Annotated in this window: 16 protein-coding genes and 2 pseudogenes; 7 read left to right on the top strand and 11 right to left on the bottom strand. The window is 57.6% G+C overall.

Annotation, left to right across the window (positions count from 1 at the left end; genetic code table 11):
- Positions 1-36 precede the first annotated feature (36 nt).
- Both glf and ACZ9DP_RS20105 read right to left on the bottom strand, forming a co-directional pair.
- The gene (gene glf, locus ACZ9DP_RS20110; protein ID WP_476203379.1) at positions 37-2,382 is read right to left on the bottom strand and encodes a UDP-galactopyranose mutase; all 2,346 of its coding nucleotides are present in this window, start codon (positions 2,380-2,382) and stop codon (positions 37-39) included.
- 60 nt (positions 2,383-2,442) lie between these two features.
- A complete protein-coding gene (locus ACZ9DP_RS20105) occupies positions 2,443-3,840 on the bottom strand; it encodes a glycosyltransferase (RefSeq protein WP_476203378.1) in 1,398 nt (465 codons plus the stop codon).
- 732 nt (positions 3,841-4,572) lie between these two features.
- Between ACZ9DP_RS20105 and ACZ9DP_RS20100 the strand changes: the two genes are divergently transcribed.
- The 3 genes from ACZ9DP_RS20100 to ACZ9DP_RS20090 all read left to right on the top strand — a co-directional run bounded on the left by ACZ9DP_RS20100 (position 4,573) and on the right by ACZ9DP_RS20090 (position 6,738).
- The gene (locus tag ACZ9DP_RS20100; RefSeq protein WP_476203377.1) at positions 4,573-4,839 is read left to right on the top strand and encodes a hypothetical protein; all 267 of its coding nucleotides are present in this window, start codon (positions 4,573-4,575) and stop codon (positions 4,837-4,839) included.
- A 458-nt stretch (positions 4,840-5,297) separates the two neighbouring features.
- The gene (locus ACZ9DP_RS20095) at positions 5,298-6,221 is read left to right on the top strand and encodes a PhnA-like protein (protein ID WP_476203376.1); all 924 of its coding nucleotides are present in this window, start codon (positions 5,298-5,300) and stop codon (positions 6,219-6,221) included.
- Positions 6,222-6,246: 25 nt separating this feature from the next.
- Positions 6,247-6,738 (top strand): YciE/YciF ferroxidase family protein, encoded by a 492-nt coding sequence (locus ACZ9DP_RS20090; RefSeq protein WP_476203375.1) that lies wholly within the window; start codon positions 6,247-6,249, stop codon positions 6,736-6,738.
- Positions 6,739-7,103: 365 nt separating this feature from the next.
- Here ACZ9DP_RS20090 and ACZ9DP_RS20085 read toward each other — a convergent pair whose 3' ends face one another.
- Entirely contained in the window at positions 7,104-7,814 is a 711-nt protein-coding gene (locus ACZ9DP_RS20085) for a Crp/Fnr family transcriptional regulator (RefSeq protein ID WP_476203374.1), read from the bottom strand.
- Between the two features lie 774 nt (positions 7,815-8,588).
- Here ACZ9DP_RS20085 and ACZ9DP_RS20080 point away from each other — a divergent pair.
- Positions 8,589-9,116 (top strand): sigma-70 family RNA polymerase sigma factor, encoded by a 528-nt coding sequence (locus tag ACZ9DP_RS20080; RefSeq protein ID WP_476205423.1) that lies wholly within the window; start codon positions 8,589-8,591, stop codon positions 9,114-9,116.
- A 104-nt stretch (positions 9,117-9,220) separates the two neighbouring features.
- Here the strand turns inward: ACZ9DP_RS20080 and ACZ9DP_RS20075 are convergent, their stop codons facing one another.
- Positions 9,221-9,586 carry a response regulator gene (locus ACZ9DP_RS20075; protein WP_476203373.1) on the bottom strand — a complete coding sequence of 122 codons (366 nt, stop codon included), beginning with the start codon at positions 9,584-9,586 and terminating at the stop codon, positions 9,221-9,223.
- 590 nt (positions 9,587-10,176) lie between these two features.
- On the opposite strand from ACZ9DP_RS20075, the gene ACZ9DP_RS20070 reads away from it, so the two are divergent.
- Positions 10,177-10,368: a CsbD family protein gene (locus tag ACZ9DP_RS20070; RefSeq protein WP_476203372.1), complete on the top strand. Its 192-nt coding sequence runs from the start codon at positions 10,177-10,179 to the stop codon at positions 10,366-10,368.
- A 298-nt stretch (positions 10,369-10,666) separates the two neighbouring features.
- On the opposite strand, the pseudogene ACZ9DP_RS20065 reads toward ACZ9DP_RS20070, so the two are convergent.
- The 6 genes and pseudogenes from ACZ9DP_RS20065 to ACZ9DP_RS20040 form a co-directional block, all read right to left on the bottom strand.
- Positions 10,667-10,779 (bottom strand): annotated as a pseudogene (locus ACZ9DP_RS20065) (ribonuclease); the annotation flags it as partial.
- A 114-nt stretch (positions 10,780-10,893) separates the two neighbouring features.
- Positions 10,894-11,880, bottom strand: a complete 987-nt coding sequence (locus tag ACZ9DP_RS20060) for a DUF3618 domain-containing protein (RefSeq protein ID WP_476205422.1) — start codon at positions 11,878-11,880, stop codon at positions 10,894-10,896.
- Positions 11,880-12,296, bottom strand: coding sequence for a phage holin family protein (locus ACZ9DP_RS20055; protein ID WP_476203371.1), 417 nt, complete (start codon positions 12,294-12,296; stop codon positions 11,880-11,882). The genes ACZ9DP_RS20060 and ACZ9DP_RS20055 overlap by 1 nt, the downstream gene beginning before the upstream one ends.
- On the bottom strand, positions 12,289-12,873 hold the full coding sequence (locus ACZ9DP_RS20050) for a nutrient deprivation-induced protein (RefSeq protein WP_476203370.1): 585 nt from the start codon (positions 12,871-12,873) through the stop codon (positions 12,289-12,291). Before ACZ9DP_RS20050 ends, ACZ9DP_RS20055 begins: the two co-directional genes overlap by 8 nt.
- A 620-nt stretch (positions 12,874-13,493) precedes the next feature.
- Positions 13,494-15,536, bottom strand: a complete 2,043-nt coding sequence (locus ACZ9DP_RS20045) for an AI-2E family transporter (protein ID WP_476205421.1) — start codon at positions 15,534-15,536, stop codon at positions 13,494-13,496.
- 260 nt (positions 15,537-15,796) lie between these two features.
- Complete coding sequence (locus ACZ9DP_RS20040; RefSeq protein WP_476203369.1) at positions 15,797-16,147, bottom strand: DUF2200 domain-containing protein; 351 nt, start codon at positions 16,145-16,147, stop codon at positions 15,797-15,799.
- Between the two features lie 158 nt (positions 16,148-16,305).
- On the opposite strand from ACZ9DP_RS20040, the pseudogene ACZ9DP_RS20035 reads away from it, so the two are divergent.
- Positions 16,306-16,542 (top strand): annotated as a pseudogene (locus ACZ9DP_RS20035) (Ku protein); the annotation flags it as partial.
- A gap of 120 nt (positions 16,543-16,662) precedes the next feature.
- On the opposite strand, the gene ACZ9DP_RS20030 reads toward ACZ9DP_RS20035, so the two are convergent.
- Positions 16,663-17,403, bottom strand: coding sequence for an SDR family NAD(P)-dependent oxidoreductase (locus ACZ9DP_RS20030; protein ID WP_074069208.1), 741 nt, complete (start codon positions 17,401-17,403; stop codon positions 16,663-16,665).
- 134 nt (positions 17,404-17,537) lie between these two features.
- Here ACZ9DP_RS20030 and ACZ9DP_RS20025 point away from each other — a divergent pair, with 134 nt between their 5' ends.
- Positions 17,538-18,206 (top strand): TetR/AcrR family transcriptional regulator, encoded by a 669-nt coding sequence (locus ACZ9DP_RS20025; RefSeq protein ID WP_476203368.1) that lies wholly within the window; start codon positions 17,538-17,540, stop codon positions 18,204-18,206.
- Positions 18,207-18,478 lie beyond the last annotated feature (272 nt).

Genomic DNA, 18,478 nt, shown 5'->3' with positions numbered 1-18,478 from the left:
TGTCGGTGGCGATAACGATGTGGTGCAATTGACTTGTCATTTCACGCTCGCAGCAATGGTGCTCGCGCGCGCCTTTGACATCTTCCGGTATGTTGCCAGAGCCTGGCCCACCACCTGATCCATATTATAGTACTTGTATGTCGCGAGCCGACCGACAAAAGTTACGTCGCTACAACGTCGCGCAACAGCTTCATATTGCTTGTAGAGTGCCTGATTTTCCGGTCGAGGGATGGGATAGTAGGGCTCCCCTTCTCTACCGGCGAACTCATAGGAAATGGTAGTCTTCGGATGGATCTGACCAGTCAGATGCTTGTATTCGGTAATCCTCGTATACGGCACCGTCTCCGAGGGATAGTTGATCACGCCGACTGGTAGCAGCCGTCTGGCATCATGTGTTTCGTGGCGGAACTCAAGGCTACGATATGGAAGACGACCGAAGCGAAAATCAAAATATTCATCGATCGGGCCTGTGAAAATCGTATGCGCCGCCAGATTGTCCTTTCGGATGTCCGCGAATTCCGTGCCGAGCAATACAGTGATGCACTCGTGGTCCAACATTTTCTCGAACATCTCAGTGTAACCATGCAACGGCATGGCCTGGTAGGTGTCGAGGAAATATCGGTCGTCGTCGCTAACCCGTGCCGGGACACGCGACGTCACCGATCTGTCAAGCTGGGTCGGATCGAGACCCCATTGCTTGCGGGTGTATCCTTGGAAGAACGTGCGGTAGAGATCGTCACCGACCTGGGAGACCACCGCATCCTTCGCCGTTTCGATCGGATCGCAAGGTTCCGCACGAGCGGCCAAAAATAAGGCGGCCTCTGCGTCGTCCTTCAGATTGAGGCAATAGAGCCCGTTGAGGGTCGTTCGGTTGATGGGAACAGGCAATCGACGATCGCCAATATCGGCGAGCACACGGTGTTGGTACGGTCTCCAAGCCGTAAATTGTGACAGGTAGTCAAAAATTTCCAGACTGTTGGTATGAAAAATATGCGGTCCATATCGATGAACGAGGATGCCGTCTTCGTTGTGAAAATCGTACGCGTTGCCGCCGATATGCAGACGCTTATCACACAAAAGTACATGCTTCCCATCGGACGCCAATCTTTCTGCCATCACCGAGCCCGCAAAGCCCGCACCGACGATCAGGTAGTCGTAGGATGGCCTTGACCTGACGCTTGACTGTGAACAGGGGAACTGTGTGGGGGAATGCGGAGATGCGGACCGACGGATGATGGCTTCCTCAACCAGCACGTTCATCGCATCAAACGTGTCGTCCCAAGACGAAGCGGCGAGAAGGATATCAACTGATCTCAGCCAGGCGCTGTCGAATTCTTTGAGAGCAAGCGCGTCGTCGCACGCTGTGGCAAACCCCTCGGCATCTCGCGCAAGAGCAACACCGGAAACGCCCCCGTATTGACGCACTACGTCAGCGACAGGCGTCGATACGATTGGTCGACCGGCAGCAAGATACTCCGGAGTCTTGGTAGGGCTTATGAAACGTGTTGCGTCGTTCAGAGCAAACGGCATCAGTGCGACGTTCCAGCCCGACACATACGCTGGCAGTTCGCCGTATGCTTTTCGGCCGAGGTAATGGATGTTCGCCGCTTTGGGGAGGTCGTCGGGTGAAATCTTGACGATTGGCCCGATAAATACGAAAGAGAGGTCCGGCCTAGCGTTGGCTACAGCGCTTATTAGGCCGAGGTCAAGGCGCTCGTCGATGACACCGTAATATCCGAGCTTTGGACTGCTGATAGACCTTTGATCGGCCGGCTCCTCGAGGTTTCCACGAGCAGCGTGGAAATGGTCTGCATCGACGCTAGACGGGAAAGGATGAATATTGTCATGGAGATGCCGCTTAGCCTCATACAGGCTGTAGCCGCCCGTGAAGGCCACATCGGCGCGTGCAAGGAGTGCAGCCTCGGCGTCCTTGAGAGTTGGCGGCGCAAACTTGAAGTTGGCCAACTCGTCCATGCAATCGTAAATGACCGCCGCCGCATCGATGTGGCGAGCGAACCCATACATGAGCGGCGTATAGAACCACAGTATCGGGCGGGCCACGCCATAGATCGACAGCAGTTCATCCAACAGTTTTCTTAGTTCGCGCTCCCTCTCGTCCTCGCCTAACCAGTGAGGAATTCGAGGACGTATGGCTTTCACCGCCGTCCCCTCAAACGGATGGATCTCCAGATAGGCTAAATGATGATCTGTGGGGATGAATTCCTCGAAATAGAAGACCTGTCTATCGCGGGCGAAACGTTCCATCAAATGTTGCGGACGCTGCAGCACAAAATCCCAGCGCAAATGGGAAAAACATATGATCGGCGCCTTGCGTTGCAGGGCTTTATGGAGCCCTTGGGTGAATGAGCTGGAGAGATTCATTGCGGATCCGCCGTTTTATTAGAGGCCTTCTAACCTCCACTCCGGCGGTTTGTTCCGCAGTCATTTCTGCCCCGCATGCGAATCCATGACTTCGCAAAGCTTGCGGACCGAATGTGGCCACGTCCAATTGTCGAGTACAGCCTTCCGCGGGGAATAGTTTGAGAGGTTTTCAAGCATGCTCAAAATGCCATGGTCAAAGTCATCCGCTGCTGCAGTCGCTCCAGTTCGTGGCGTAATATACTGAAGGCCGCACACGAGTGCGCTATTAGCGAGAACAGGCAGGCCAGCGAGCATGTATTCGGTTAGGATCGCCGGCGCACCGTCATTGATGCCGCAGACCACACCGATCTTTGCCTGGCTCATTAGACGGTTGACGTCTGCATATCGCACGCCGGGCGGACCAACAAAGTCGACGGCAATTCCCAAGGCTTGCACTTGTGCACGCAGAATATCCCCGAGTTCCCCATAGCCGCAGACGCAAAGTGCACGGATACCACTCGGAAGCTTAGCGAGCGCATCGAAAAGGATATCGTGGCGCTTGTAGGCTTGAGCGGCGGCGACATAGATAACGTCATATCGCCGAGGGCCATCGAGTGGATAAAATGTGCTGTCAGAGGCAAATTCCGGTCCAATCGGAAGGACCGCCGTCTTCATTTTCGGATGTCGCCGCTTCACCTCCTGCGACTGCCACAAGGCGCCGGTAAGCACGAGGTCGAAATGTTGGCTGATTGAACGTGGAACTCGCCACGTGGGAGCATCGATAGAATTGTAGATTTTATAGCTGCTCTTGCATGCGACAAGTACATCTTCGGAAACGCCAAGCCCCCACACGCAGAGAATATCGGGAGCACCAAACGTAATGATGTGGGCCAGCATATCATTCGACGCGAATGGCGCCTCTGGGCCGTTCATTGCGAATGAACGGTGAACAAGAAACGGATTTGTCAGATCCTCTGGGGGCGGGCGGGCGCCGCGCCAATGCGACCAAATTTCGACGATGTCGACTATGCCCATCTTCAAGCAAGCAAGGGGCAGGCGTTCAATGTAGCCGCCCCGCACCATTACATCCTGGATTGGCTGTTCGGCAGTAGAAGGACTTCCCCGCGCTCCGCTGGCCCACTGACCTCGCAATTCCTCGATAGAAAGCGGCGAGGACGGCTCGTACCAGCCGGCCTGATAGTCGCTGATAACGACAAGACGCTTTTTGGTTAAATATTCCCTGTTCAATTCACGCCACTCCGTCCACCCATGCCGCAGACCATTCCTTGCAGTTACTTTCACAAGATCGATTCCGTGGCTGATCCGGCGATCGCTCTTTACCCATCGAATACGTTCGGAGGCGTACCGTCGGGATCGGTTTTCAACATGTACGGGACGACCGACGATATCAGCGCGGCGGCAACGCCATCCGGCCGCAATTGCAAATTCAACAATGGTGGTCCAGGCTCCGTCGTCCATAGCCGCACCTGATGAGCGGCTAACACCGGCGGTGTCGGTAAGTTCCGAATTTCCGCGCAAACCGGCTGTCGTTGGTTCGCTCTTAGCTCCCCCTAACGGACGAACGGTGACCAGCGGGTGGCGCGCAAACCTCGTCGGGCCTTACGACCACAGCATCCGGCGACTGGATGCCTGCGCTAACAAGTGCAATGGCGTGCCTCAGTGCGGCCTGAACGTGCTCGCTTTTGGACGCCAACCCCAGCAAAATCAAGATGATGCGTCGGCAACCCCGCGAAGTCGAGTTTCCAGAATATCGATCAGGATCACTCGTTGCCGACTCCCGACGATGTTCGGGAAACCGTGACCTCGCGGCATCAGAATGCAGTGCGCCTCATCACTGGTGGTTGAGCAGGAAGACTGCCGCGCGGCACATCCTTCAGCGAGCCAGTTACGGGCGTTCCCTTCATCTAGCGTACGGACAAAAGAAGCCCCGCCGAATGAACTGACCCCATTAAGTTGGACAGCTTAGAAGGCCAGGTCCGTGCAACAGGCAGATCGCTCCTAGTCCGTTCTCGACAAGGAAAGGGGCGTGCCTAGAGGCATCCGGACGCGAACTCAGCGGCTTGTCCCGCAAGGAGGCCGACGACACAGCCGCGCAGCTCAACGTCGACCACTTTTCTTACACTAGATCTGGAACATCAAAAGATAAACGAGGTTCGGGATAGGTGAAACGAAGCAAAATAGGAGAATCCGATGCTTCTGAAACTCATCGCGGTCTCGGTACTTTCGATCGGTGTGGCAACTTCGGCCATGGCTCAGGCCAGCGGCGGCACAGGTGGAACCAGTGGTTCTGGCCAGTCCGGCGGCGCTTCAGGATCCGGTAGCATGTCGGATAGCGGATCCGGCACTTCCACCTCCGGCACGGGCGCTTCCGATAAAGACAAAGATTCGACCGGCAAGCAAGACTCTTCCGACTGCATTCAGGGCCAAGTCAAAGATGCCGCCGGCAATTGCCGGTAAAATCTGGCTCATCGAAGAAACCCCGCGGTCAACTCTGCGGGGTCTTTGTGCCGTTCCTTCAACTGCGCTTCCACGAGACCGATTTTACCTATGAACGAGAGCGGCAACCGCTACCAAGGATCGGTGCGAGGAAGGCCGAGATGGAGCGGTTTCTGACAGCTATGAGGGCGAGCCGTCGCGTGAACATCCGAGTTAGACAGGATGTGGCGCGGAGTCGATCGCCTAAACGGCGGTGGGCCTCTCACTGTCTTGCTCCGGAATTCGATTGTGGCCAGGTTCTTCGCGATCAGGCACGAGGTTTCAGGGTATTCGACACGTTTTTTGCGTCCTGCACAGCATCATCGGTGTCGCTCAAGGGACAGCTAGCCGAAGCGAAAATACTTCTGGAACATTCGGGTGAAGCGGGAGTTGGGAGCGCATTCAAAGAACGGTGAAAAAAATCTCTGGAGGCTTCTACCATGTCCCAACCATCCATCTCCCGCCTGCCGGGCGATACTCCGTATGCGGTTAACCCGGTAGACCCGCGTATTACGGCCACCATCAACAAGATATCATGGGGTGCAGTGTTCGCCGGCGTCGTTCTCGCACTCGCGGCCCAGTTCCTGCTTAATCTTCTCGGTGTCGGGATTGGCGCTGCAGTTCTCGACCCTACCACGTCGGACAATCCTACAGCGACCAGTTTCTCCATCATGGGCGGCCTCTGGTTCGTCGTTTCCGGCATCGTCGCCTCGTTTATCGGCGCATATGCTGCAAGCCGGCTGTCCGGCCGTCCCAGCAAGTCCACAGGCGGTTTCCACGGCATCACCTCCTGGGCCGTTACGACGCTAGTCATTCTCTACCTCCTGACCACCTCGGTTGGCGTACTCGTCGGCGGCGCCTTCAGCGGCCTTTCGAGCGTGGTCGGCGGTGTCGGCAAGACTGCAGCAACTGCGGCGACCACCGGAGTGTCTTCGATTGCCGCAGCAACCGATCCGATGGCCGATATCGAACGGCAAATTCGCGAGGCCAGCGGTGGCTCCGACCCGCAAGCCCTTCAAGCGGCGGCAGTCACGGCGATGAAAGCCGTGGCAACGGGCGACCCGAGCAAGGTCGAGGACGCCAAGGCACGGGCCGCCGACGCTCTGGCGAAAGCTCAGAATATCCCTGTCGACCAGGCGCGGGCGAAGGTGGATGAATACGAGGCAAACTACAGGGCATCCGTCGATCAGGCAAAGCAGCAGGCTTTGGAGGCGGCAGAAACCACGACGAAGGTCGTGTCCAGCGGCGCCCTGCTCGGCTTCGTCGCACTCGTTCTCGGCGTGATTGCAGCTTGGTTCGGGGGGGTAGCTGGCACGAAACCAGGCCCCATCCTTGAAGAATATACACGCGGCCGAAACCTATAATCATCTCAACACGAGGAACACGAACATGGCAGAACCTAAAAATCTTAGCGATCTCCTTTATGAGACCCTCATGGACATGTACTTCGCGGAAAAGCGGATACTGACGGCCCTGCCCGAGATGGCTGAAGCCGCGCAATCGCCTGATCTCAAGGAGGCATTCGAAACACATCTCGGTCAGAGCGAAGATCACGTAGCGCGCCTCGAACAGGCCTTCGAACTGATAGGCAAGCCAGCGCAGCCGAAGACCTGCAATGCCATCCTCGGCATCATCGACGATGGCAAGGAAGTCATGGAGGCGTTCAAGGGGACGGCCGCCCTCGATCCGGGCCTGCTCGCCGCTGCGCAGGCTGTGGAACATTACGAGATCAGCCGCTACGGCACGATGGTCACCTGGGCCGAGACGCTCGGTTTGGATGACGTAGCTGACCTCCTCGCGGAGACTCTTGACGAAGAAGAAACGACAGACGAACGGCTTACCGAGATCGCCAAAGCAACCGTCAACGCGCAGGCCGCCTGATTGCCGGCGCGTGGTGACGGAAACGGGAGGTGCGCCAACGAGGTCGGTTGATCACTATGGCGCGCCGACCCGGGACCTAAATCAACGCATGCGATGCTGCAAATAACATATTCATCCGAAGGACTTGCCGCTTCTCAACCGGGACTTAGCGTTGGTGCAACGGGTGTTTGATGCTGTTAGAGCCGAAGCCGGCCCAAAGCCGGCGACCAATCAACCGCAATCATCAACCCTTTTTACCCGGCCGCTCTTACGCTGAAAAAAGTAGCGCGCTATGAGCAGCCTCCTGCTGTCCGAATAACGGTCGAACCTCGTGATCTTCGCATTGTTCCGCGCCACCGGGCCTTCTTACGGTGGAGCACGTGCGTTCAGGATCCACCTTCGATCGTCATTCTGCTCATCACCCGTTCGGGCGTCCCGTAGGCGGCACCGGCGAAAGCCTCCAGCGCACCCCTATCCCGAATTCTGATGACACCCCGGTCGGAGTAGATGAGATTCTGCCCCTCAAGGACATGAAGAGCGTTCGTCACCCCCGGTCGTCTGACGGCCAGCATCACGGCGAGGAACTCGTGCGTCACGTCGATCCGGTGGCCGTCGACCCGGTCGTCGATCATGAGAATCCACCTCGCCAAGCGAGCGTCGATGCGTTGGACGGCGTTCGACAGCGCGGTATAGGCGGTCTGGGTGAACAGACTAAGAGCGAAGCGTTCCAGGATTCGTCTGACCTCGACGTTTTCCGCCACGAGTTCCTGAAGGGCCTCGCGCTTTATCCGATGACCTTTTCCGGACACCTGCATCATGAATTCGAAGGGATGCCGCTCCGCATCGAGTATCGCTACGAGCGGCGTGACACCGTCCCTTCCGACAAGCCCGATTTCCGTGCGTTCGCCGGCCGCAGACACGGCGACCATCGACGCCACTCCGTCTTCGGGAAAGTAATGGTGCGCGATAGGAGCGTCGAAACCGGCGATATGGAAGTTTCGGGGAAGATCGATGGGTTCAAGCCTTGGGCGGATCGCATTCCAGGCGTCGGCGGACAGACCTGACAACAGGTGATTGCGGATAGCGGATTGAAGCATCGCGGTTCTCCAGTACAGCGAGCGCAGAGCATTCCGATCGTCTGCGCTATTACAGTTGGGACCGCCATCGTACTATCCGCACGTGACTGTGCAACCGCAAGGAGTTCACGCCGGCATGTAATGAACTTCGTACCATAACAGGCCGACGCCGGAACGCATAGCATTTCCGCTCATTCCCCTGTTGCCGCCCAAGGGAAGAACGGCATGAACGAGGCTGTCCTGGCATGCGCCACCCTGGAAGATCAGCTCGCATTGATACCCGCCGTCAAGGTTCGCGATGACGTTTGAACGATCCGCGTCAGATGCGGACGACCTCGCGCAGGGACGCGCTGCGCATGGCTCGCCCGATCTACCCCTCGGCCTGGCGGCACGCATCGGCAAGGACTCTTGACGATCACGGTTTCGAACGAAGGCGACGCCATTCCGCCGGAGACGATGGAGCGGCTGTTCCAGCCCCTCTTCCGCGGCGGCGAGCCGGCGCCAGGCAGGACGGCCTCGGACTAGCTCTCCACAACGCTTCCGAGATCGCCAAGGCCCACGGGTGACGTTCTCTCCAAAGGTATGCCCAATCCAGAATAATCCCCAGCAGTGAGTCTTGAAAATCGAGCAGGCTTCCCAGCGAAAACGTGCGCTCAAGAGAGATCTGGCCAAGGGGGTGGAAGAGAAGTCGTTCGGTTGAGCGATGTCATCAAACTCGATTGATACCTTCTTTGGTTCGATATCGGACGGTGGGCGAACAGCGGGAACCATTAGTGCGCGTATCCATTACGGTTGGTGCTCGGAGGAACCGCCATGCAATGCCCTTCCCTTGAAGATGAAATCGTTGCCTTACGTCCTGTAATGCAGGCCTTCGCTCATCGATTTACCAGATCGGATGCCGACGCCGAGGATCTGGCACAGGAAACGGTCTTGAGGGCCCTGGGGCATCTGGATCATTTCACGCCCGGAACCAGCCTCAAAAGCTGGATGTTCACCATCCTCCGGAACCAGTATTGCAGTCAGTACAAGCGGTCGAAGCGTTACCGTTTGGCCTCCGACATTTCCGAAGGCTCCTTCGAAAACTCCGTGCCATCGGATCAGGATTGGCCATTGCGGCTGAAAGATGTTTCCGAGGCGATCGACCGTCTTCCCAAACACATGCGACAGGCGTTGATGCTCGTCGTGTCCGGGCGCTCGTACGCCGATGCCGCAAAGGATTGCGGGTGCGAAATCGGTACCATCAAGAGCCGGGTCGGCCGCGCACGGATGGCGCTGATGGTGGCCTTGGACGAGGCCTCTTTTAGCGAAGCTGCTACCCGGTAAAAAGAAAGCGCCAATGCAGGCAATTTCAGGTGCACTCCACGTCGAGGACGCTCTCCAAGGAACTCAAACGCCCTGCGACCTTGATCGAAGAGTTCAAGCCAATCCTAATGTGCCCGAAAGATTTCCCAGAGGCGACGATGAATCGCCAAGATGTCTTCTTTCGCTTCACTCAGAACGAAGCATCCAGGGGGCTTTAATGAACTCGAAACGAAGGCCGCGAATACGAAAGGGATCTGGCGGGCCTCGAGGATTTCTACGCACGCAATCATCTCGTCACCCTCGTAGTCGAGATCGATGATCGCGCCATCGTGGCCGCCAAGGTCAAAAGATGAAAGAGCATTGGCCGCAACGGGGCCTGCCAGAACAAAGTTGAGTGATCTCCAAGCGTTCGAAACGGTCGATGGGGTCGTACGACTGGAAATCACGAGAAAGCGCAGCATGTTGGTCAGCCCCCTGAGTGCGATGTTCAAACAGAACACACTCGGGGAAGTTCCGAAGGGAACCCCGGTGCCCCTTTACCTGATCGGATACGACCAGGATTGCAAGCATTTACTCAAAGGCGAACTGTGGGTGCGCTATCACTCCGCAACGCCCGCATAGAGCGAGATCGTTAGATGTTGCGTCCTGAGCGTCGCTTCTATCAGATCCTGGAAAAACGATGGTTCCGCGAAACCTTCATTCAACTCCGCCAGTCATCTTGGGATAGTCCGCTCGCCTCTCCCGCCTCAGGATTACGGTGATACGAAGCTCTTGGGAATCACCTATGGGTAGGTAACGACACGCTGAGACGCCACTCCATCTCAGGTGTTGACCATTACGTCGTCCGATCAAGTTAGTTCGGGCTACGGCAGGACTGCGATTCTACTTCCATGTCCGCTCGGAGACACCTTCAACAGGGATCTCTAAGCATCGACCTCCCCTCGGTAACCGCGGCGCTCCGGTAGTCGAGGCGCTTCTTGCGATGATCGCCTAAACCAGCACCGTGCAGGGAACGAAACGACAGCCCCGCAGTTAACCGGCATGCAAACAATCATGTTTCGCGCTGTTCAGGAGAAGTCACGTGGGAAGCACATCTGACAAGGCATCGGGCAAGGCCAACGAACTGGCGGGCAAGGCACGCCAGGCTGCTGGCAAAGCCGTGGACAACAGGGAAATGCAGGCTAAGGGCACGGCGCAGGAAGGCAAGGGCAAGGCCCAGGTCGCCAAGGGCAAAATCAAGGAGGCGGTCAAGGGCGTCGTTGATCGCACCTGACCGAACTCTGATTCCGTTGTCAACGACTGCCGCCCTTGGGCGACGGGGTACCGGGACATGCGGTGCGCCTGCATCGCGATCAAGGCCGGCGACGAGTCCAAGGACAAGACGAAACCGCCCAGCCCTGGCAGACCGACTTCACCTATCTGAAGGTGATCGGCTACGGCTGGTTTGACGACTTCTTAGCGCTCTTCAGCTTCTTGGATGAAGTCGGTACGCTACCGGTGACGGCAGAGGTGCAGCGTCTCGCTTGTCCGCTAATGCAGCCGATCTGCGGTCTTTCCCATGTATCCGCGACCTACGCACCGCGCGACCCCATCGGCGAAGGCGGCCCCGTGGTGGTGTCCTTCGCCGTCTGGTGCTCAGTTCGGCATTCGACTCGCCGCTCACGATCAGGATGACGATCAAAAGTCATTTCCAGAAAGAAGCGATGCCGAGCGTTGAATTGGGACTTTGGGCGAGGCTTGTGATCTGACGGGCGATAAGGTCGAAAGCGCCGGGCGCAAGCAGGCCCGACTGCTCTTCCTATTTCGTCTTAAGACGTTCAGCCTCTTCTGTGATCCGTGCCTTCGCGGTATCGTGCACGTCGACAGCGACGGAAGCAGCCTTGTCGTAGACATCCGATGCGAGATCCTTGCCCTCATCAACAATCTCGGTGGCTTTCGATGCGATGTCCGCTTTAATGCTATCGGCTGCATCTCCAAGGACTTCATCTTCCTTGTCGGTGCGAGGAAGGGCAGCACCGATAGCGGCTCCCACGGCGAAGGCCAGCGCGCCCCCAACCAGCGGCTGATCGCGAAAATGCGCAAGGATCGCTGTATTAAGTCGTGTCGTTTTTTCTGCAAGTATTGAACTCGCCGAGGACGCGGACTGCGATACCGAACCTGCGGCATCGCTCGCCTGCTGAGCCACGTTCCCGGCGGCATCCTTAACTTGTTTCCAGCTTTCCGAAGCCCAGCCTGTCGTGGCCTCCAGCACAGCGCCCGCTTCATCTGTGATATTGGAGATCTGTTTACCCGTCGCGTCGGCAAATCCTCGGTATGCTCTTCCGCTCGAGTCGACGAAGTTGCCAGCGCGATTTCCGACCTCATCAGTCAAAGCCTTGAACCGCTCTCCGGCATCGTCGATGAAGTGGCTATATCTGGCGCCGCCAACATCCTCTGGCGGCCCGACGCGTCGAACGCCTCCGTGGGCAGCATAAAGCGGATAATTTTCAAGCGGCGTGTCAACGGCCGTGCGGGTAGGTGACAGCGTCCCGCCTTGTTTAGCCATCAGCCATGCTAGGCTCACGCCGATCAAAGCGACGGGGAGTGGGTTGACCTTGAGGGCTGTTCCGAGGTTGCTGACATACTCCCCACCACCGCTTCCTTTGGCATACGCGAGGACCTCATCGACGAGCTGACCTGGGGACATTCTCTCCTGAATAGCGCCGATGCGGTCTTCGATCCTTCGACGGTCGGCATCGATTTCGCGCTGAATATCGATCGACGATTTCTCCGATGATTGATTCATCATATTTTCTCCTTAACGACTTCGACATCTCGGCGGAGGGATGCAGCCGTTCGATCCAGTTTCAGATTGGCACCGCGCAATGTAGCAAGACCTTTAGACACCAGCACCCACGCGATACCGGCAATTAAAAAGCCGACAATCAGCGCGGATAGAGCCTGGGAGGATGTTTGCGTGAAGCCTTGCGTTACCAAGAACGCAGCTAAGCCGCTTACCAAGGCGCTTAGCAGGACACCGACAGCGCCGATTGCCAGCACCATGCCAATCACCAGGACCTCGACGCCGCTGAGCGCTTTAGAGATTTTTTCAGAGGCTTCCGTCTTAGCCAGGTCTATTTCCTTGCGAAGGAGGCCAGAGACATCGCTGACAAGGCCGCCAACGAGTTCCGATAATGGCGCGTTATCGCTTTCTTTAGCCATTGCGCGGACCTCCGGATGTTCCTGCGGTTGACGAAAGCTGGAAGTCGGTAGACGCCTGCATCTTCTCTGGTGCGCTCGGAGACGACTTTCGGATTGCAGAAGCAGTCAGAAAACGGCTCGCTGCCAAGCCGGCAAGTGCCGCTACCCCCAGAAAAGCCAAAGGCTGTTTGCGGCCGAAATCCTCAGCCATGCTGGCAATCTCTCGGAGATCCCGGCCTTCCATTTTTTTCGCGAGGACCGCGACGCTCTCGCCGATCTGCTTTGCATACCGGCCCACCTGTGCCTGATCGCTGCTTTCGAGTTCCGCGCCCACCTTCTGCAGAGCGGTTGCGATGCCACCGACCTGGTGAGCGGCGAAGTCGGTCTGTTCCGCCACAGTATCCTGAATCTTCTGCGTGGCGGTCTGGGCGGCATCCTTGGCCGCCTTGCTGACTTCCCCAAGGTCATCGCTGACCCTAGTTTTGAGATCACGAACTTCGACTGGCTGAATTTCGGTTGGGACGCCATCGTCCACCGGAGACCGTTCATCTTGCGACGGCATCGGCCCAGTTGGAGCCTGTATGATTTCGTCTGGCATTTTCAATCCTCCCAGAAGGTGCGAGCGGCGGATGCTGCGATCACCCCTAACCGGAAGAGCAGATGTTTGTTCCCGGTCACTCTAGGATTGCATCCAACTAAAAATTGGCGAATTGCCTCGACGGAAAAAGACATCGCTCCTTCGCTTCCTCGACATGATCGATGGCCAATTTGGCTTGCCCCGAACGACGCGTTTCCTCCTCGCCTCGAACGGGTCGCGGGCCGCATCTCCTGGCGCATAGTCGGCGAAAGTCGCTGTGAGAAGCTACGAAAGAGTTCGCAGAAGCGGCTGTAGCCGTGCCCTTCGGGGTGCGACCCACGATACTCCTCACAGAGAATGAGCAAGGTGCCTGGCTTTTTGAGCTCGACGGCATGTTCAGCCCAGTTCGGTTCCGTGCGGCGTCTCGTGCCTTGTTTGACGCAGGCTTGCGGGAAGGTGTTGCTGAGATCGGGGGCGGCCTCGATCCGCATTGCGAGTGCCGAGGCCTCGGATCAAATCGAAGATGCACGGAGCCGGATCAGGAACCGCCCATCGCAGCGGTGGGTCCCTCGCTGCGCTGATCGGCGATGTCTGGGGGATGACCCGCTAACACAATCTTCTGCAGGCAGTTGAACGATTGGCTATTCGGTCCCTTGGGGCCGATCGGGAGGACCAGAGGGCGCTTTTAGGGCTGTGCCAGTCCCGGTTTTGGGTCGCCTGATTCGGAGCCTCCGAGGGCTTACCGGAGACGGCGGCGGCGCATCGGAGAGCATCTCACGCGCGGCGGTGGTCAAGGTGGAAGCAATGAAATCAGCCTCCGGAAGCTGGTGCAGTTGCGTGTCCTCATCGTTTTCAGACCACAGCACTGCGCCTACGCGCGTGGTGGGATACATGCGCTTGAAGCGGCGTACAAGTATGCCGGCATGCCTGACAGAGTCAAAGTTCAGGAAGCAGACGACGATGGCATTTGCTGCATTCGGAACGAGATCGCGGCTGCGGCGGCTGGCGATGTCGGAGTGCCTTGCTGCCACCACTTCCGCTCCTTGCACTTGGAGAACCTGGGCCAGCATCACCGCTGATGCATCGTCAAGAGGCCCCCTGCCACCAATGCAGAAGACCGTTTTCCCGGTCCCGTCCGGCAGTTCCTCGTCGCCCTCTCCCTCATCCTTCGTGGCCGTCAAGGGTGTCTCGTCTGCGGTTTTGTCCTCCTGCTTTTCTTCCTCCTCCTCCTCCCGTGCGATCTCTTCCAGATTCGAGACCAACGTGATGGCAGTACCGAACACTTGTTCCATCTGCTCCGCTGTCAGGACGCCTCTGCGGCGGTCCTGCTCGGCGAGCAGAAGGGCTGGAATAGCAACTTTGCCATAGTATTCCTCCAGATAATCTTCCTCGAGGATCTCCTCGGCGAGATCGGTGGCCTCGTCGGGATCCCCAGCTAAAAGCCTTTGATAGAGGCGTTCCTTGGGATCAAGCACCGGTTCGCTGCCAAAAAGGACTTCCAAGAATTCAAACTGCGGGACATAACGCCCTAGAACTGCCAGGCACACGGTCAGCGGCGTCGACAGGATAAGGCCAACCGGTCCCCATAACCATGCCCAGAAAATAGCTGCAACGATGATGGCAAGGGGAGAGAGGCCTGTTCGGGAACCATACAGCCATGGTTCGACGATGTTGTTGCTCGTCAGCTCCAGCGCGAGAAAGATCGCGGCGACCCAAAGAACAAGGCTCCAGCCCGGATCGACTGCGAACGCCAGGAAGAGCGGCAGTACGGCAGCTATTACCGGCCCGATATATGGGACGAACCGCAGAACGATGGCAAGCATCCCCCAGAGCACTGCATTGGGAATTCCCACCGCCCAAAGCCCCAGCGCCAAGGGGATGCCGTAAGCGCAGTTCACGACCAACTGCATGAGGAGATACTGCGCAACGCGGCTTCCCGCCTCCTGCAGGGCTTCGGTGGTGCGATGGAGGTCTCCGTAGCCGACGAGCCGGATAAAGCGGTCGCGAAGCTCCTCCCGCTCCAGGAGCATGAATATGACGACGACTATGATTAGTCCCAATGACGCGATCGGACCGACCAAGGGGCCGATCAAATTTGTCAGCGTTGCAATGGGGCGGCTTGGCGCGAATATCTCTACGAGCAGAGGCTCCCTCGATGATCGCTCGCCCACGGGAGCAGTCGGTTTCTGCTCCACGCTGTTGAGTTCCCGTCCGACACTTTCGACGACTGAAGTCAGCCGCCGAACGATACCCGTATCGCTTCCGCTTTCCTGGAGCGTCCGGATCTTTCCCACAATGTTGGTCTGATAGGCAGGGAGGTTTTGCACGACTTCAGTAACCTGTCCGGCCACCACAAGGCCGAACAGGATGAGAACAAGAAAGGCGAGCATGACGGTAGTTATTACCGCCAGAATGCGAGGAAGCCCCAGCTTACGAAGACGTGAGGAGATTGGTGCCAGTGCGAACGTCAGCAGAACAGCGATTGCCAGAGGAAGGAGGACTTCCTTTGCAAAGTAGAGAATGGCAATGACTGCGAGCACACTCGCAAAGGCAGGCATGCGTGAGGGTGATGCGGGCGGAATTGAATATATACGACGAGAACCCCCGAGGCCGTTTTTCAATTCCGCCTCCTTGCTATGGTCGTGACTTGAAGGCGTCGATATGCCAATTGGTCCAAGACTCATGGAGGTAGCGCGCAGATAGGACTTAGCAATGATTGCGCTGCTGCACTGGCCGAGCGGCAGGGTGCCACTCTCCAGGATGAAGGTGTTCTCGCGGGGCCCGGGATCCACTATGAATGCGCTCCTGCCTGGGTCGCGCTCCAGGCCGCCCCTCGGAAAGGATCGAGATTGGGTATGCAGCGACGGCGGGCCTAGTTTGGTCGAAGCGATCCCATGCCCAGGCTCAGAACATCAAGCCTTGCGCGTTCGAACCACCCGCCTGGCTATTTTCGCAGGATCTTCTCCATCGCTTTCCCGTTGGCGAGTTCGTCGATCAGTTTGTCCAAGTAGCGGATTTCCTGCATCGTAGGTTCTTGGATGTCTTCCACGCGAACGCCACAGATCGCACCGGTAATTAGCGATCGCGAGGGATTCATTTGAGGCGCTTGCGCAAAGAAGTCCTCAAATTTTGTGTCATTCGCCAACTGATTATCTAGCGTCTCTTGGGTATGTCCCGTCAGCCAACAGATGATCTCATCGACGTCAGCTTTCGTGCGCCCCTTCTTCTCCGCTTTGGCGACATAGTGCGGATAGACGCTCGCGATACTGACTGAATAGATTCGATGCTTCGTCATGCATCCCCCCGGCGGAAGCGTTGTGAGCTTTTGTCACCGCTAACTTAGCCAACGGACGCTCAACAGCAATCCTTTGCAGCGCGGGAGGCTTAAAGAGCAAGTCCGGCATGTCCATCAAGTGGCGCGAATCTCTGGGGCCGATAGCGGAAGACTCTGCACTTCAGGATGCGTTCGTCCTTCTGCGCGACGCCATGCGCAAGTCAAACGTGGCAGCAATCGCGCGGGCGGTGCTGTTGCGCAAGATGCGCACGGTACTCCGCGCTCATAGCAATGGCCTCATCGCCACCGCGTTGAACTTCGACTACGAAGTCAGGTCGTCCGCGAAGGCTTTCGACGAGATACCAAAGCTGAAGATGGAGGGCGAAATGCTCGATCTCGCAAAACACATCATCGCGTGCGTCCGGATCTTGTTCGCCCGCACACCCTCGGAAGTTCCTTCGCGAATCCATCATCAAGCGTCTGCGAGCCAGCGTGAGCAGTTTCGGGAACTTCGGAGGGCATCCAACTTCAGGCGGTCAGGTATTCAAGCCGCCATCCACTGTGAGGATTGTTCCTGTAATTTGCCTTGCAGCAGGGCTCGCGAGGAAGGCCACAGCCGCCGCCACATCTTGCGGCTCGCCATACCGGCCAAGAGGCATCAGTGCGCGCTGGAAGTCGGCAAAATCACCGTTGGCCGGGTTCATGTCTGTATTAGTCGATCCCGGCTGGACCAGGTTTACGGTGACATCACGCGCTCCCAGTTCGCGAGCGAGGCCGCGCGTAAACGAGTGGAGCGCGGATTTTGTCATGTAATACACCGTACCGCTCTCGCCAACGATGCGTTCGGCGCCGGCCGAGCCGATAGTAATGATGCGACCTCCCGCTTGAAGATATGGAATGGCGGCCTGCGAAGCGAGCACGGGTGATCGCACGTTGACGTTCAGCAGCGCATCGATGTGAGCGACGCTGACGTTGGCGATCGCATCGTAAAGCGCGATTGCCGCATTGTTGACAAGAATGTCGAGACCGCCAAGCGCCTGGGCGGCCTCCTCCACCGAGCGCTTCACGGCCGCCGGATCGGCACTGTCGGCCTGGATAGCAAATCCGCGCCTGCCCTTCCCCTCAATAGCTCGAACAACCTCTGCTGCGCGATCAGCCGAACGCTCGTAGGTGATCGCCACGTCCGCGCCCTTGTCCGCAAGTGCTAGCGCAATAGCGGCGCCGATACCACGCGATGCGCCCGTCACAAGAGCTCGCTTTCCAACCAATTCACTCATTATCTGTCCTTTCTGTAGTGATTGACACAGAAATACGTAGGGACGTGAAAGCGGTGCGTCAAGAATATTATATCGATCGATACAAAAACGTATGCAAGTTGCCGAGGAAGGATGAGAGGTTTATATAACGATTGATGCAGAAATCGGACCGAAAGCCTCAAGCCTGCGAATCTACTCCGTCCCGCGCTCGCGGGCGCCCTCGCGCATTTGATCGACAAGCCGCCTTGGCGAAGGCGACCCGTCTCTTCTGGCTCAAGGGCTTTGAAGCCACGTCAATAACTGATCTCACCGAGGCGATGGGGATCGGATCACCCAGCCTGTACGCAGCATTCGGATCAAAGGAAGCGCTTTACGCGGAAGCGGTGCGTTATTATCGCGAGAGCTACGAGGCGCTCGTCTGGGCTAAATTCCATTCAGCGCGGACGGCGCGTGAAGCGATCGCTTCATTTCTGCTGGACTCAGCTGCGGCCCTGACCGGCTGTGTTGCAGACATTCCCCATGGCTGCATGGTGGCCCTCTCATCGGTCGGCAGCGAAGGCCACTTGGAATTGGGTGAACTCGTACGATCAGCACGTGCCGTCACGCTCGAACGCCTGAAGGCGCGCTTGGATCGGGCCGTGGCGGATGGTGAAGTTCCAGTCGCAACGGACGTCCATGCGCTTTCGCGTTTCGTGCAGACTGTCCAGTTTGGCATGTCAATCCTGGCTCGCGACGGGGCCAGCCGTGCCGAGCTTGAGGCCGTGGCTGAGGTCTCGATACTGGGATGGGATGCCCGCATCAGGAGCGACACCGATTCCGCGTAAAAGCGCGCAGGCTTACGGGCTGCGCTCTATCGATTCTCATTGATAACGCAATCAACCGAGCAAAGTCATTCACCTCCGATGGGCGTCTCTCGAAACCGAGACCCGAGATATTTCTGCGATTGGGGGGGACCGAGCAGGAGGTTTGCCAATCGCTTCTAATTTAGGTGCGGCAATCGCGATAATAGGGCAGCTCTCGAGCAGAATATCGCCCAATCGGCGACAAATGGCGGGGGAAGGTTTTTGAAGACGGCTCCGTCATCGCCGGCCTTGAA

This window comes from Rhizobium sp. USDA 4016, from assembly GCF_056279705.1.
Note: the sequence above shows the minus strand (reverse complement) of the source record. Positions and strands in the feature narration are given on the sequence as shown.